The sequence below is a fragment of the Asticcacaulis biprosthecium C19 genome, assembly GCF_000204015.1.
GTDB lineage: Bacteria > Pseudomonadota > Alphaproteobacteria > Caulobacterales > Caulobacteraceae > Asticcacaulis > Asticcacaulis biprosthecius.
In genome coordinates, this window is record NZ_GL883081.1 from 155,198 (window position 1) to 170,180 (window position 14,983).

Annotated in this window: 12 protein-coding genes; 9 read left to right on the forward strand and 3 right to left on the reverse strand. The window is 57.3% G+C overall.

Features of this window, described 5'->3' with window-relative positions; translation table 11 throughout:
• Positions 1 to 30: 30 nt before the first annotated feature.
• Positions 31 to 819 (reverse strand): GDSL-type esterase/lipase family protein, encoded by a 789-nt coding sequence (locus tag ABI_RS22755; protein ID WP_006275427.1) that lies wholly within the window; start codon positions 817 to 819, stop codon positions 31 to 33.
• 258 nt (positions 820 to 1,077) lie between these two features.
• Here ABI_RS22755 and ABI_RS22760 point away from each other — a divergent pair, with 258 nt between their 5' ends.
• From ABI_RS22760 to ABI_RS22780, 5 genes are all read left to right on the forward strand, one after another.
• Positions 1,078 to 1,497 (forward strand): GlcG/HbpS family heme-binding protein, encoded by a 420-nt coding sequence (locus tag ABI_RS22760; protein ID WP_050808407.1) that lies wholly within the window; start codon positions 1,078 to 1,080, stop codon positions 1,495 to 1,497.
• Positions 1,498 to 1,503: 6 nt separating this feature from the next.
• Complete coding sequence (gene mgrA / locus ABI_RS22765; protein ID WP_040310002.1) at positions 1,504 to 2,544, forward strand: L-glyceraldehyde 3-phosphate reductase; 1,041 nt, start codon at positions 1,504 to 1,506, stop codon at positions 2,542 to 2,544.
• An 81-nt stretch (positions 2,545 to 2,625) separates the two neighbouring features.
• Positions 2,626 to 3,867 carry a glycoside hydrolase family 88/105 protein gene (locus tag ABI_RS22770; protein WP_050808408.1) on the forward strand — a complete coding sequence of 414 codons (1,242 nt, stop codon included), beginning with the start codon at positions 2,626 to 2,628 and terminating at the stop codon, positions 3,865 to 3,867.
• Between the two features lie 108 nt (positions 3,868 to 3,975).
• Entirely contained in the window at positions 3,976 to 5,130 is a 1,155-nt protein-coding gene (locus tag ABI_RS22775; protein ID WP_006275432.1) for an alginate lyase family protein, read from the forward strand.
• Positions 5,131 to 5,558: 428 nt separating this feature from the next.
• Positions 5,559 to 5,930: a hypothetical protein gene (locus ABI_RS22780; RefSeq protein ID WP_040310003.1), complete on the forward strand. Its 372-nt coding sequence runs from the start codon at positions 5,559 to 5,561 to the stop codon at positions 5,928 to 5,930.
• 86 nt (positions 5,931 to 6,016) lie between these two features.
• Here ABI_RS22780 and ABI_RS22785 read toward each other — a convergent pair whose 3' ends face one another.
• Together ABI_RS22785 and ABI_RS22790 are read right to left on the reverse strand one after the other, a co-directional pair.
• Complete coding sequence (locus ABI_RS22785; protein WP_040310004.1) at positions 6,017 to 7,537, reverse strand: tryptophan halogenase family protein; 1,521 nt, start codon at positions 7,535 to 7,537, stop codon at positions 6,017 to 6,019.
• Between the two features lie 174 nt (positions 7,538 to 7,711).
• Positions 7,712 to 10,735 carry a TonB-dependent receptor gene (locus tag ABI_RS22790; protein WP_006275434.1) on the reverse strand — a complete coding sequence of 1,008 codons (3,024 nt, stop codon included), beginning with the start codon at positions 10,733 to 10,735 and terminating at the stop codon, positions 7,712 to 7,714.
• A 647-nt stretch (positions 10,736 to 11,382) separates the two neighbouring features.
• On the opposite strand from ABI_RS22790, the gene ABI_RS22795 reads away from it, so the two are divergent.
• The 4 genes from ABI_RS22795 (at position 11,383) to ABI_RS22815 (ending at position 14,809) form a co-directional block, all read left to right on the forward strand.
• Positions 11,383 to 12,534 (forward strand): aspartyl protease family protein, encoded by a 1,152-nt coding sequence (locus ABI_RS22795; RefSeq protein ID WP_050808409.1) that lies wholly within the window; start codon positions 11,383 to 11,385, stop codon positions 12,532 to 12,534.
• 1,134 nt (positions 12,535 to 13,668) lie between these two features.
• Positions 13,669 to 14,076: a large-conductance mechanosensitive channel protein MscL gene (gene mscL / locus ABI_RS22805; RefSeq protein ID WP_040310059.1), complete on the forward strand. Its 408-nt coding sequence runs from the start codon at positions 13,669 to 13,671 to the stop codon at positions 14,074 to 14,076.
• Positions 14,077 to 14,091: 15 nt separating this feature from the next.
• Entirely contained in the window at positions 14,092 to 14,274 is a 183-nt protein-coding gene (locus ABI_RS22810; RefSeq protein WP_006275440.1) for a YegP family protein, read from the forward strand.
• 112 nt (positions 14,275 to 14,386) lie between these two features.
• Complete coding sequence (locus tag ABI_RS22815; protein WP_169313768.1) at positions 14,387 to 14,809, forward strand: response regulator; 423 nt, start codon at positions 14,387 to 14,389, stop codon at positions 14,807 to 14,809.
• The last annotated feature ends 174 nt before the right edge of the window (positions 14,810 to 14,983 follow it).

Genomic DNA, 14,983 nt, shown 5'->3' on the forward strand with positions numbered 1-14,983 from the left:
TCGGGCCCGCTGTCATATTCAAATGTCCGTCTATTTCCGCCCGTCCAACACCGCCTCAATCACCCGCTCGGCCACCTCCGCCATCGCCGCATAGGCCGCGTCGTTCGGATGAATCCCATCCGCGGTATATTCGGCCTTCAACAGCCCATTCCCGTCGCGCAACACCGTCCCATAGTCGATCAGCCCATACCCACGCTCGCGGCAGAACGCCATCAACCACGCGTTCAACCAGGCAATCAGCTGGGGGCTGCGTTCCGCCAGCATACCGGCGGCGTTGGGCGTGTAATTGTTCAACGGCAGTATCAACGTAAAAATCGGCTCTATCCCGTTGGCCTGCGCGATCTCAGCCATAGCGCGATAATTGGCGACAATCTGCGCATCGCTCTCCACCTGAAGCACGCCATGAAGGTCATTGACTCCGGCCAGGATCACCACTGCCCTGGGTTTCAGGGCGACAACATCGGCGTGAAACCTGACCAGCATCTGCGGCGTGACCTGGCCGCCGATGCCACGATTCACATAAGGCTTGCCCGGAAAAAACGCGGCCAAATCCCACCGGTCCGTAATCGAGTCGCCGATAAAGACCACTCTCTGCTCTCCGGCCGCCGGCGCCGGCAAAGCAGCATTCTTTGCGGCATAGATATACTGCTCACCGAAATCCTCGCCCATCTTGGCGACAATGCCGGCGCGATAGGGCCCCAGCCACTGCCCCCAGTCCTGGTCGACAGCCGGCTGGCGCGGCGGCGAACTCTGATAATCGCCAGCCCTGGCGCCCGTCGCGGCGCACATGATCAAAACAAGGGCGATTGCACGCATCATGTCGAATACTCCCGCGATAACCATCCGAAAGTATCAGCTCTATGGCGCTGTCGCTTCGGGCGCAAGCAGATCGCCCGCTTAGCACCTCAAAACGTTCCGAAGCCGCACCAATGGTAACGTTTTCATATTTTTGTAAGATTTGCCACTCATATAGCACCATAATCGTTACAATTGGTCACATAATTCCTCAATTTTCATTGACATCGTTTCCATTTTTGATCTACTCGCCTGAATTATAACGGCTAGGAAAACACCCAAATGCAATCCAACCATGACCTTGGCGAAGAGGACGCGCGGCTGGCAATCGACGCTTGCGTCATGGAACTGAAAGCACGCAATAAGACCGGCAGTGTGGCTGTCGCCGACCGCCATGGCGAACTGATTGGGCTGCTGCGCATGAATGGCGCCGGGCTTGCGACAGCGACGATTGCCACCAACAAGGTCTTCACCTCATCGCGTCTGCGCCAGCCCAGTGGCGACCTGGGCCGGGCCGCAGCCGAAGGCGGCTGGGATGTCCACTATCACGGCGACGCGCGGTATTTGGGCTGGGAAGGCGGCGCACCCGTCTTCTACCAGGGCGCCTGTGTTGGCTCTGTCGCCGTCAGCGGACTAAGCGGCGAGGAAGATTTCGAAATCGCCCAGATCGGCGTCACCGCCATCCTCAAATCTCTGGACTGACGCCCTATGGCCTTTCCCATTCCCTACACCGCAGCCCCTTCACGCTACGACTCCATGCCCTACAGACGCTGCGGCCGGAGCGGTTTAAAACTGCCCGCAATTTCGCTTGGGCTGTGGCAGAACTTCGGTGGCGACGACGTCTTTGAAACCGGCCGCGCCATTCTGCGCCGCGCCTTCGATAAGGGCATTACCCATTTCGATCTCGCCAACAACTATGGGCCGCCTTATGGATCGGCCGAAGAGAATTTTGGCCGGGTCCTGGCGACCGATTTCCGCTCGCATCGCGACGAGCTGATTATTTCGACGAAGGCTGGCTGGGATATGTGGCCAGGCCCCTACGGCGATGTCGGGGGCTCGCGTAAGTATCTTATCGCCTCCTGCGACCAGAGCCTGAAGCGCATGGGGCTTGAATATGTTGACATTTTTTATTCCCATCGCGTCGACGCAGAAACGCCACTTGAGGAAACGATGGGAGCCCTGGCGACACTGCACAGGCAAGGCAAGGCCTTGTACGTCGGCATTTCGTCATACTCTGCAGATCTGACGGCACAGGCGGCGGAAATCCTTGAATCCCATAAGGTTCCGCTGCTTATTCACCAGCCCTCCTATTCGATGCTGAATCGCTGGATTGAAGCCGATCTCCTCGAAACGCTGAACGATCTGGGCGTTGGCTGCATTGCCTTTTCTCCGCTTGCCCAGGGCCTGTTGACCAAAAAGTATATCGGCGGCGTGCCTTCGGATGCCCGGGCCGCCAAGGCGGGCTCCTTTAGCCCCGACCTCGTCACACCCGAAAATCTTCAGCGGATTCGGGCCCTGAACGCTATCGCTGACGGCCGGGGGCAAACCCTGGCGCAGATGGCCATTGCCTGGGTTCTTCGTGACCCGCGGGTCACGTCGGCGCTGGTCGGGGCCCGGACTGTGGCTCAGTTGGACGACACGTTATGTGCGTTGGACAATCTCGCCTTCAGCGAAGAAGAATTGACCCGCATTGAGGCCTACGCCAGCGAAGGCGGCCTGAACATATGGCGCGTCTCGTCAGACTTGTAAGCTTTCGACTGCGCCTTCCACCGCCCGCCTGAAGTCATCACCGCCTGATTGCCAACAGACCTCCGCCTCGAGGAACACATGATGAGACAAAAACCTTACCTACGCTTGTTCGCCTCCCTTGTTGCTCTGGCAGGACTTGCCATCGCGCCGGTCGCGGCCTTGTCAGCGCCGGCGGCCACTGGCGGTTCGGCAGACGCTACCTTGGCGGCGCGCCCGATGACGCAGGCGGAAATCCTGATGCTGGCGGAAAAGGTGGCGAACTACCAGATCGCCATGCTGGCTGCCGGCCAGGTGCACCCTCGCAACGCAGCCGACTCCACCGACCCAAAGGGCTGGGTTCAGGGCGCTTTTTTCATCGGACTGACGCACCTGGCCGATCGCAGCCAGAGCCCGCAGTATCGCGACTTTCTGATAGCCCGGGGCGAGAGCAATCGTTGGGAACTGGGACGCCGCCTGTATCATGCCGATGACCACACCGTCGGCCAGGCCTATGTGTGGGCCTCACGCCATGGCGCCGGCCCAGCCGCCTTAGCACCGATGCGCAAGGCCTTCGATCTTATCCTGGCCAATCCGTCGCGAGCCGATCTTGCCTTTGTCGAACGTCCAGCCGGCGCCGGGGATCCGCTTTGTTTTGATCGCTGGTGCTGGTGCGACGCACTGTTTATGTCACCGCCCGCCTTCATTGAACTGAGCCAGGTCACCGGGGATCCACGCTACGCCGCATTCGCCAAGACGGAGTTCTGGGCGGCAACGGACTATCTCCAAGATAAGGAGAGCGGACTCTATTTCCGCGACAGTCGCTTTTTCGATCGCCGTGGCGAAAACGGAGAAAAAGTCTTTTGGAGCCGAGGCAATGGCTGGGTTTTCGCTGGCCTGGCCAACATTCTGACGCATCTGCCCGAAACCGACCCCGACCGCGCCAGGTTCGAAGCGCTGTTCAAGACGATGGCGACCCGGCTTATCTCCATTCAAAAGTCCGATGGCTATTGGAACGCGTCCTTGCTGGGCGATCCAGGGGGCTCCCTGCCGGAATCGAGTGGCACAGGCTTCTTTGTCTACGGACTGGCCTGGGGCATAAGGTCCGGCCTGCTCGATCCCGCCGTCTACGCCCCCCATGTTGAGCTCGGATGGCAGGCTCTGACGCGCTCCGTCCATGATAACGGCAAGCTGGGCTGGGTGCAGCCGATCAGTGACCGGCCTGAACTGAACACCTTTGACGACAGTCAGATCTATGGCGTCGGCGCGTTTCTGCTGGCAGCCACAGCCGTATCAGACCTTCAGGATACGCCGGGCGTAAAGTCCAAAAGCCGGCGCAAGCGATAGGCCGTCGTGACAGCGATGCCGAAGGACTTGCGTGGAACGCCGTACACTGGTTTGATCCGCTCCATGTCCCAACGCCCAACGAAGCCTGACGCAAGGGTTCGCGTCGCAATGCTGGCGGTCATTGTCAGCTTTTTGGCGCTCGGCCTCCCATCTACGAGCGTCGCCGACACGGTTTTCGCCTTTCGACACCCGGGAGCGCTGAACACCGATTCCAGTCTCGACATGGCAAGGTCAAGGATTGCGCAACATCAGGCGCCGTGGAGCAATGCCCTGATCGAGGTGGAACGCAAAGCCCAACCGGCTGGGCCTGCCTTGACCGCCGTAGACGCCAGAGACCAGAACCAGGCCTCAACCTCCAAGTGGGAGGCGGAAAAAGCCTACGCTAACGCTCTGGCCTGGCGCCTCACCGGCGATCAGATCTATGCGCGCCAGGCCGTTGCCATTCTGAACCGATGGGCGGACTTCCAGGGCTTTGTGGGCGGCACGGATCAGGACCGGTTACACGCCGGGTGGATCGGCGTCCTGTTCGGCGAAGCGGCGGAAATCATGCGGTCATCACCCGACTGGCCGTCCAGCGACGTCGCCGCTTTCCAGGCCATGTTTCGTCGCGCCTTCTACCCGCAGCTCACCGTGGCAAGCCGCTGGAACGGCAATGTTGACCTCACTCAGATCGACGCCCTGATGACGATTGCCGTGTCCAACGACGACAGCGTCGCGTTCGAACGCGGGCTGCAACGGCTACAAACCCGCCTCCCCGCCTATATTTACCTTGAGTCCGATTCCGCCATCGCGCCCATCGATGGCGACGGGGGCAATATCGACGCCTTCTGGTTCCACCCGACGAGGTGGGTTGATGGCCTGACTCAGGAAACCTGCCGCGACAATGGTCATCACGCCCAGTTCGGGCTCGCGTCGGCCTTACATGCGGCGGAGATCGCCTGGAATCAGGGCGTGGACGTCTATGCCACCCATGAAAAGCGATTTACATCAGCCATGGAACTGATGGCACGCCAACTCCTGACAGGTGACATGCAGGGCACGTGCAGCAACGGATCGGCGACGGGTGTGGTTTTTGACACTTTCGAAGTCGGCTTCAACCACTATCACAATCGCCGGGGCCATGCGCTTCCCTACACCGAAAAGCTCATCATCGAGCGCGTGAGGCCCCACGGCGTGTCGGAACTGAACATTTTTCAGGAATCCCTGACCCACGCGCGTCCTTCAGCGCCCGCAGAGTCTCTCAGATCAGACCAGAAAGAATGAGACCACAGCGACCGAGGGCGGGCGAAAGGGCTGCCAGAGCTACCGCGCAAAGGCATAAACAGAAGCTAGAGCGCATCCCCAAAAGTATGACGCACCGCTCGGGCGTTCCCGTTTCTAGATAAAGATGCGCGCAAAAGCAAAACTTAGAGCGCCGATTCGAATGAGCCGCCCGTCTCAGTCCCAACGGAAAAAGCTTGAAGGCCATCGTTCTAAGCGCGCCTCCCCTGAACAGGTGAAGACAACAATCCCACACGGATTAAGGTTGAAAGCCTGCGGCTACGAAAGTCTTCACCCGAACCAAAGCACGTCTACACGGGGCAAATCGAAAAATGCGCGCTGCGTGTAAATCCAAAACGTCGCGCGGGCACTGTTCTGCCCGCCCCCTTTCGTTTGAACCCAACTCGCGCGCATTCTCATAGGAAAACCATATGAAACGCCAATCTTCAGTCCTTGGCATAGTCTTGGCCATTGGTTTATCCGTTCAACCCGCCCTGGCGCAGGACAGCAAGCAGGCACAGTTCAACGCCGAATATCAACGCGCCTCCGGTCTTATCGAATATGCAGATAGTGAAATAACCGCAGGCAATGAAGCCTACCAGAAAACCTATTGGGGAGCGGCCTGCGACCGATTTACCAATGGACAACAGGCCCTGGTCAAGGCCTCGAAAATTTACGAAAGCATGCTTCTCAGTGCTAATATGAGTACCGCAGCGCGTGATCACATAAGCACTTTGGACAGCAACATCAGGAATTTGATTGTAAAGGTCGACGCGAAACGTTCGGACTCTTGTAGTCGTTAGTCGCGCACCGGAAAAGGTTCGACGCAACGTCACTATTGCTAACATCGGAAACTTCGGAAATCCCGCGGAAGACGTTCACGACCCGTTCAGGCCAGATGCGCCGCGCGGCAGTGGCGAAGAATGAAATCCTCGTGCGTCGGCATGATATCGCTGCATTTCCCTATGACGTCGCGTATGTCGCTTAGCCACGTTCCAAGCCCGTCACCGTCCAGACTCAACGTCAAGGGGTCCGCAGACCTCGGCCGCAGCCCCTGCCCCCACATCACTGCCAGCCAGCTATTCAACCGGAATTGCTCGCCGCGTTCCTCCGGTATCCGGCCCCGGCTGCGGAACAGGTCCAAACGGTGCGCCAGGCTCTCCGGCACAGGCATCGCCCGGCAATAACGCCAGAATTCGGAGTCGTCACGCTCGCTTGCGTGATAATGCAGGATGAGGAAGTCCCGGATATCCTCATATTCCCGGTTCATCGCCCGGTTATAGGCGTCAATGTCCGCCTGATCAAAACCTGTGTCGGGAAAGTAGTATTGCAGCCGGGCGATACCGTTCTGGATCAGCATGATGGAGGTCGATTCCAGCGGTTCCAGGAACCCTGCGGCTAGGCCGATCGCCACGCAGTTCTTGTGCCAGGACACCTTCCGCCGCCCCGTCTTAAAGCGGATAAGCTTCGGGTCGCTCATGCGGCTGGCCAGCAGGTTGCCGAGAAAGATGTCAAGCGCCTCCGCTTCAGGTAAAAAATGGCTGGCAAAGACCAGTCCATTGCCGTCACGATGCTGCAAGGGAATCCGCCATTGCCAACCCGCGGCCATGGCCATCGATCGTGTATAGGGACAAGGCGCGCCCACGCGCGCTGTCGGGGCGGCGTAGGCACGGTCGCATGGCAGCCAGTGGCTCCAGTCCTCGAAGCCAGTCTGGAGCGCTTCGCCCAACAGCAAGGCACGAAATCCGGTGCAGTCGATAAACAAATCGCCCTCGATCCGCCGCGCTTCATTGAGGAGAAGTGCGCTGATGCTACCCGTGCCAGACAGTTCGACCGTCTCTATTCTGCCTTCGATGCGTGTGACGCCCCGGGCCTCGGCAAAGTGGCGCAAGGTCATGGCATAGAGCCCAGCGTCGAAGTGAAAGGCGTATTCAATCCCCGCCAGAGGGGAGTTCTGTCCCTGTGGCCGCATGAACTTGCCGTTTCGCGCCGCCACCGACTGCAGGTTATACAGCCCCAGATCGGACGGGCCGCCGCGTTCCAGGACATCCCTCAGCCAGATGGCATGGAAGGGTAAGGAACCGAACTCACGGCCATTGGCGCCGAACGGATGGTGGTAGGTGTGGCCCAGCCGTCCCCAGTCTTCGAACTCTATGCCGAGTTTAAACGTCCCTTGAGTGTCCCGGACGAAGGCATCTTCGTCGATACCGAGATGATGGTTGAAGACGCGTATATAAGGCGTGGTGGCTTCACCGACGCCGACCGTGCCAATCTCTTCGCTTTCGACCAGCACGATCTCTTCGATATCGTCGCGCAGGATTTTAGAAAACCAGGCGGCGCACATCCATCCGGCCGTTCCGCCGCCAGCAATGACCACCTTGCGAACCGCTTTACCGGGGTGTTTCACCATCGTGGTGTCTCCGGGCAGGGATTGAAAAAAAGGTGGCCTGACAATGGGCGATTGTCAGGCCAAGTCCCACGTCCGGCGGATCAGGCAGAAGGCGCCACAGGAGAATGTACGTTTCGTCTGATCCGTCGGACTTGGGTCAGGCGGGCGCCGGGGAGCACCCGCCGAGGGAAGGTATCAGAAAGTGCCTCTCAGGCTGACCGTGACGCTGCGGCCATCGTAGTCGATCCAGCGGACGACGCGCAGGTCGTTTTCGTACTCGTAGCGCTTCTCGTTCGTCACATTATAAGCATCGAGCGAAAGGGCGAACCGGTCGGTGAGGTTGTAGGAGGCCGACAGATCGAGCTGGCCGCGGGCCTTAACCGACCGGGCACCGCCGGTATAGGTCCCGTTGGCATTCAGCGGGTAGTCCGTGCGGTAGTTGTAAACCGCCCGGATGCCGAATTTAGGCGTTTCGTAGTATCCGATCAGGTTGGCGGTGTGTTTCGAAATGCCGGGGAAAGGCGCGATGGCTGGGCTCTTGGAGTCGGTATAGGCATAGTTGAAATTGCCGCCGAAATTCTTCCAGAAGCCCGGCAGGAAGTCCAGGTTCTGCTGGATATTGAACTCCCAGCCTTCAACCGTGGTTTCGCGGTCCAGGTTGTAATTGCCCGACGCGAAGACCCGCGTGGTGCTGTTCGACGTACCCAGGCTGGTCGCTGTACAGTACTGGCCGTCCCACGACAGCGGCCCGAAACCCCAGGTCGACCCGTCGGACGGGCACAGGATGGCCGGATCGGACGTGCCGACAATGCGGCCGGTGATCACCTTGCGGAAATAAGCCACGGCCAGCAGGCCGCCGGGGCGGTTGTACCACTCCAAGGAAACGTCAACCGAGTCGGCCAGGTAAGGCTGCAGCTTGTTGTTGCCGATGCGGACGGAGGCATCATAGACCGTCATGTTCGGCGTCGTCTGCTGCGAATTGATCAGACGCTGACTGATGCGGGTGACGGGCGAGAACTGCCGGTCCTGCGGACGAACATAGGTCTTGTAGTAGGCGCCCCGCAACATCAGATCGTCTTTCAGATCCAGCGCGAAGATCGCCGATGGCAGCCAGTAGTGATACTTGTTCTCGATGCGCTGCCACTTGAAATCCGACAACGAACCGGCGACGCCGGTGAACGGACGGATCACATCCAGCGAGTCGATCGTGTTGTCGGTGGCTTCGTAGCGTGTGCCGATGTTGCCGCGCAGCCGGTGACCCAGGACTTCGGTGTCGTACTTCACCTGGATATAGGCCTGGGTCAGCGCGTTCTCGGTTTCGTAATTGTTGTCAGCGAAAGCGCCGTCCCGATACAGGATGTTGAAGCCGCGCGTCGTCAGTCCGCCGCCCTGATAGATATCGACCGGGGTCACGGCGTCGATGAAGCGTTCGGCGTCGATCACCTGCCAGTTTTTGCTGATCTTGGCGTCGCCGTTCATGAAATCGTCGACGAAGTCCGGCGTATATAGCATATCGCTGGTGATGTTCTGAAGCTGCGCGCCGAAGGCCATGTTGCGGAAGCCATGCGACTTGAACTGGTTCTTTTCCAGGCGCAGGCCGCCCTTGAGCGCCGTGACCGGACCGAAGTCGAGATGGCGTTCGATGTCGACCTGGGCGGAGGTAACCGACTGGTCGGCAAAGCTCTCCGAACCGGAGATGTTGAGGTAGTAGAGTCCGTTCGAGCGCAGATAGCCCTCCGGGTCACCGTTAGGGCCCTGCCACGTCCAGCCATTGTTGAAGATCTGGTTCTGCGGGGTCGGCGTGACCGAATAGGCAAAGCCGTCCAGTTCGCCGAAGCCGGTGGTCAGCGTCCCCGAAATGCCGTTGGTCCCGCCCGAAACCGGGTTGGTCTGGAGATCCAGTTCGGTTTCGAGCGATGAGTTCGAGCCTTTCGAGCCGGCGACGACGAAATTAACCTTCCAGAGGTCGTTGCTCCAGTCCAGGTTGGCCACAAAGCCCTGGGCCTGCTGGTGCTGCGAATAGAGGCGCGTCGAGGACTTCGCCGGGAAGTTATTGTAGGTCGCCGTTTCATAAAGCCAGCGGCCATCCGACATCTGCGCCGGCGTCCCCGACGGCGTGATCGTGCCGGCGCCGTCCCAAACGGCATTGATCAGGAAGTACTGGGTCGTCTTGGGCAGATCGCGCTCCGAATAGTACCCGATGATCCCCATCTTGGTATTATCGTTGGGCTTCCATTCGATACCTGCGGTCGCCGTCACCAGATCGCCCTTGTTTTCGCGGGTGTACTGGCGGATCGCGTCCAGGGCGTAAACACCTGTATTGCCTTTTGTACCTGTGGCGCTGGTGTTATAGGCCGAAGTACCGAGCACATCCGACAGTGAGCGGCAGAACGAGCCCGACGACGGGCACGGTGAGGCGGAATAATACTGGCCGTAGGTCATTGCAAAATCTGCAGCAGACAGGCCCGTAAGCCCTGGCGTCAGGCGGCTGTAGCCATTGTAGCGCAATGTATCCCGCCGGAAGTCTTCCTTCTTGTAAGCCACGGTAGCGAACACGGCGAGATCAGTGCTGAGGTGCTTGTTGTAGCCGATGGTCATGGCCGGCGCCACGCTGCCGCCCAGTTCGTTGTATTCGGCAGAAACCTTGACCATGCCGCCGTCGGTGCGCGACAGGGCGGGCGCGATCTGCATATCGACATTGCCGCTGAGGCCGCCCGACTGGGCATTGGCCATGGGCGACTTTTCAATGACGAATGCCGAGAAGATATCTGAGTTGAAAGCGCCCAGCGGAGAGCCCTGATCGTTGGCCAGCGATGGTGGTGCGGCAAATGCCACGCCATTCAGCGTCGTGCGGGCATAGGAGCCGGGCATGCCACGCAGATTGATGGTGGCGTTACGTCCTTCGGCTTCGCGATTGATCTGTACGCCGGGAATGCGTTGCAGCGCCTCGCCGACATTCAGGTCAGGAAAGCGGCCGAGACCGTCAGAGGAAATGCCATCGGTGATTTCGATGTTCTGCTTTTTCGAGCGCACTGCGTCGGCATAGCTCTTCTTGAAGCCCGTAACGACGATGACCTCGTCGGCAGCCGAGGGCGCCGCCACGTCCTGGGCGTAGGCCGTCGTGTGAAGTCCGGCGATGAGCATGGATCCGCCCAGAAGCGCCAGCTTCCAGGCCTTCGCGCAATAGGCCGGTTTGATCAGGATGTTTTCAAGAAGCACGGACTGTTTCCTTCCATTTTTGAATTCCGACCAGCTCAACCCGGTCAGGATTGGTATTGCCGTCGAGCCGGGGGCCGATGGTGTGGACCTGAGAAATTTCTGAGGGTGACCAGCTTAAGGGACCCAACCGGACGTCGTTCCGGACAGGACTCGGAAAGTTGATTTCACATATGGAAATGACCAAAATGAAACAAAATTGTCAAGTCAATCTATTTATGGAATTGAAATTTCATTTTCAGCCCGAAATACGCCCCAATGCATGAGAGGGGGCTTAAAATTCGATTTCAATTTTCATTAATGGCAATTTCTTTTATATAACAAAAGGAAGCCCAGTCAGTCTGCCCGGCCGAAGCATCGGAGCCTGGTCCGCGATGGCGTGCCAGATGTTGCGAAAATGCCTCATTGGCGCAACATTGGCGCAGCATTGGGCTGGTCCAGAACGCGGGGCATCGCGCAAATTGGTTGGTGATCGAATGCGCGTATCGGCCTGCTGACGGTGAAATTCACAAACTTCGCCCTGCCTTCTAAATTTAACGACGATTTGAACTGGTCTTTAAATCTGATCTTGCGTACGCTTAGTAATGACAACAATCGTAAAATTCCGCCCTCGTCGCACCTCCCTGTCGACCCTCCATTATCAATTTGCGATGCTTACCCTGATCTGGCTTGGCTATACGTCGGCGGCGCAGGCACAAATTGACGCGGCAAAATCCCAGCAGGCTATCGAGGTACCGTTTCATCTTCAAAGCGGGCACGTCTATATTGATGTAAGTATCAATGGCCAGGGTCCTTTTCATTTCATCTTCGATACTGGGTCCGTCAATGTCATGACGCCAGCGACGGCCGCCAAGTTGGGTTTGAAACTAAAGGACAAGTTCGAGGCCCAAGGGACTGGCGGTGCTCAGACGGGGTGGAAGACCAAGGTAGACACGTTTGCCCTGGCTAGTCTGACCCGAACCGACCAAGCCTTTTACGTGCTGGACTTGCCGGCAACCGTTTCCGACGGGGTACAGGTTGACGGCCTCATTGGCTTTGAGTGGCTAAAGCAATTTCCAGTCAAATTCGACTACGACACAAACGTGCTGACGTTTTACACCGCTGCAGACGCCGAGTTTTCAAATGCGGGTCAGGCAATTTCGATGACGCTGAAGGGCAAGACCCCTCAAATTACCGGAAACGTCGACGGTTTTTCAGGCCGCTTCACGATTGACACCGGCAGCAATGGATCACTCACGCTTAGTCGGCCTTTCGTTGAAAAGAATGACTTGGTGACATTCTACCACGCAAAAACCAAGGTGATGTCAGCAATAGGTCTTGGAGGGCCTGTGTATTCGCTGATGGCGCGGGCACGTACCCTGGACTTGGGCGGTGTTTCGGTTGATGGGCCAGTCACATTCCTGTCGCAACAGACGCAAGGCACGTCAGTCGACAGCAGTCTCGCAGGAAACATCGGGTACGGAGTGCTGCACCGCTTTAACATCGTTTTTGATTACCCAAATTCCAAAATCTATTTGAAGCCAAACACGCATTGGGCGGAGGTCGATCTGGCGGATCGATCGGGCTTGAGGCTCGATGCCGCTGACGGGGTTTTCTTGGTTGTTTATGTTGCTGGCAATAGTCCTGGCAGCATAGCAGGCCTTAAGATTGGCGACCGCATTGTCTCTGTAAATGGCACTCCGCCGGGATCGATGACACTGCCCGAACTGAGGCAGCTTTTGAAGGGAAATGTGGGAACGAAGGTAAATTTCACCGTCGACGGCGGCGAGAAGGTCCTCGTACTAGAACTTCAGGATCTATAGCCCACTTCGCGAAGAAAAAGTCTTAATTACAAAGACATAGAACCTATTTCCAAGGTTTTGGCGGCCCAACCTTCAGCTTTTTCACGGCTGTGCGCAGCTTTGATCAACGCTTTTGTGGCGAAAGAGATTGCCTCCAAATCTTCGATCCAAACCTTGTTACGAACAGGGCTGTCGCGAGAAAAACCCCTCCCTCGACGTCTCTCCGCGCCTCACCGGCACATGTGATACAGCACGCTCCCGCTGGTCGTTGCCACAATTGGGGCTGTCAAACCCGCCGTGCAAATCGATCCGCACCGTTGTACACGCCGCCATCACCTCAGTCGCCAATCCCGGCCTTAGGCGCGAGGCGCGCACGAACGGGATTGATTGCGACATAGCGGACCGCCGCCATCAGATGGTCCTCATCCATCGCCACCAGTGCAAAGCGCCTGTCGAAAAGGTGGCCGCGCCAACGGCCCCGAGCATTGACGAAATTTGCCCATCGCGGATGGGCCGCGCCCAAAGCCTAGGCCGTGCCGTCCCTCCGTTTTCGTACAGAGGATCAGATGCACGTGGTTGAGCCTCAGGCAGTACGCCCCCCCCCCCCCCCCGGCCTTGAGCGCCTGCTCGGCGAGCATATCGCGGTAGATATCCTGATCACCATCTTAGAAGAAGATCGGCTCACGTCGATTGCCGCGCGCCATGCCATGATGCAGAATTTCAGAGGCGACAATGCGAGCGAGACGGACCATTCGCCAGCCTTAGCACAACCAGAACAAAGAGGGAGCATTACCCCATCCCCGTATTTCCAAAGAAACGAATACGACCCAAAGAACAAATTGTGACGAACAAGTAATAATCTGTTTTTTTTGCATGCCGCACACGCACAATATTCGTAAATGTGGTCGAAAATGCAATAAAAAAAGCAAATTTTTCCCTCAAGTGAGATGCTATATTGGCGTTTCTATTGAATCAGTTCGATGCAGATAATTTACAATTGATGACATCTTTCTTCGCACCGATTTCCCATGTGCTGCTCGGTTCCATCCCCCCGGAATGTGAGCAAGCGCAAGTCGCGCAACGATCATAGCCCCACCCTCACCAGGAAGTATGATCGTTGCGCGACATCCTTTGCCGTTATTGGAGGTGTCCACTGTGAGTATAGCAAGTGAACTCAAAGCATTTTTGATGCGTGGAAATGTGGTCGACCTTGCGGTCGGGGTGGTAATTGGCGGCGCGTTTGGCAAGATCGTGACGTCATTGGTGGACAATATTATTATGCCGCCGATCGGCGTAATGACCGGTGGCGTTGATTTTTCGTCGTTGAAATTTGTCTTGAAGGCGGCCGATCCCGCGACAAAGGCCACTGAGGTCGCTATTGCCTATGGCATGTTCATAAACACGCTCATCCAGTTTCTGATCATAGGGACAGCAATTTTCCTGATTGTAAAAGCCTTGAATAAGGCCTTTCCACCGGCAACGGCCGCGCCTCCAGCCCCTTCCGGTCCCTCATCTGAGGAACTATTGGCGGCGATCCTGTCAGAGTTGAAAACTAAGCCGTAACTAAAGGGTAAGCGCTTGTCACATCGTTTTGAAATCAAGAAAAACAAGGCAGGCGAATTCGTTGCCTACTTCTCGTATAATTCTGAAACCATTTTCTGGACAGAAGGCTATGCTTCAAAAGCTTCCGCAAAGAATGCGATCGAGTCCATTAAAAAGAATGGAACTTCAGCCGAAACCATCGATACGACTGTTGAATAGGACAAGAGTGACTCCCGTCTTGTGCTGGGCGAACGGCGTTCCCGGCTCAGCAACAATTTCCGCAGTCGCCGGTTTGTCTGCTGCGGCCTCTTCCTGAATGTGTGTGTCATCTATGTCCGAGCCTAAAAAAAGCCTCTGCGTGGCCATCGTCGAAGATGACCCCTATATCTCGGACCTACTTACCATCAGGCTTCGCATGGCCGGCTATGACAGTTTTGTTGTCGATAATGGCCTTCTGGCTCCTAGCGTCATTGCCGATCGAATGCCGGATGGTATATTTCTCGACCTAGGCTTGCCGGGGCAAGACGGGTTTGCTGTCCTGAAGTCCCTGGACACCAATGAACTGACGCGGGCCATTCCGGTGATGATCATTACAGCACACGGCGACCGGCAGGAAAAAACGCGTGCAGAGGCACACGGTATTGTGCATTTTCTTGTCAAGCCGTTCAATGATCAGGAACTTCTTGCCAGAACATCGATTATGCTCAACGAGGACGGGCCGCGCAGATTAATCGGCCCCGTGACATACATCTGAGTCCCAGATCAACGACATTATCGGTGTCGTATGCGCTAAACCTCCTCAGGGCCTCATGCCTTCAGTGATGATAAATCCTGATCCCGGCGATAAATCACGCGCAAAATTGCCGCCTCCCTATGCTCATACCTCAAAAAAGACTGACACATCCTGCCGGATAAGGTGCGGTTGGTC

Coding starts and splice junctions, on each gene's coding strand:
- ABI_RS22795 (WP_050808409.1), top strand. CDS start 11,383: ATGCTTACCCTGATCTGGCTTGGCTATACGTCGGCGGCGCAGGCACAA.
- ABI_RS22755 (WP_006275427.1), bottom strand. CDS start 819: ATGATGCGTGCAATCGCCCTTGTTTTGATCATGTGCGCCGCGACGGGC.
- ABI_RS22785 (WP_040310004.1), bottom strand. CDS start 7,537: ATGGTGAAACACCCCGGTAAAGCGGTTCGCAAGGTGGTCATTGCTGGC.
- ABI_RS22780 (WP_040310003.1), top strand. CDS start 5,559: ATGAAACGCCAATCTTCAGTCCTTGGCATAGTCTTGGCCATTGGTTTA.
- ABI_RS22775 (WP_006275432.1), top strand. CDS start 3,976: ATGCTGGCGGTCATTGTCAGCTTTTTGGCGCTCGGCCTCCCATCTACG.
- ABI_RS22760 (WP_050808407.1), top strand. CDS start 1,078: ATGCAATCCAACCATGACCTTGGCGAAGAGGACGCGCGGCTGGCAATC.
- ABI_RS22815 (WP_169313768.1), top strand. CDS start 14,387: ATGTCCGAGCCTAAAAAAAGCCTCTGCGTGGCCATCGTCGAAGATGAC.
- mgrA (WP_040310002.1), top strand. CDS start 1,504: ATGGCCTTTCCCATTCCCTACACCGCAGCCCCTTCACGCTACGACTCC.
- ABI_RS22770 (WP_050808408.1), top strand. CDS start 2,626: ATGAGACAAAAACCTTACCTACGCTTGTTCGCCTCCCTTGTTGCTCTG.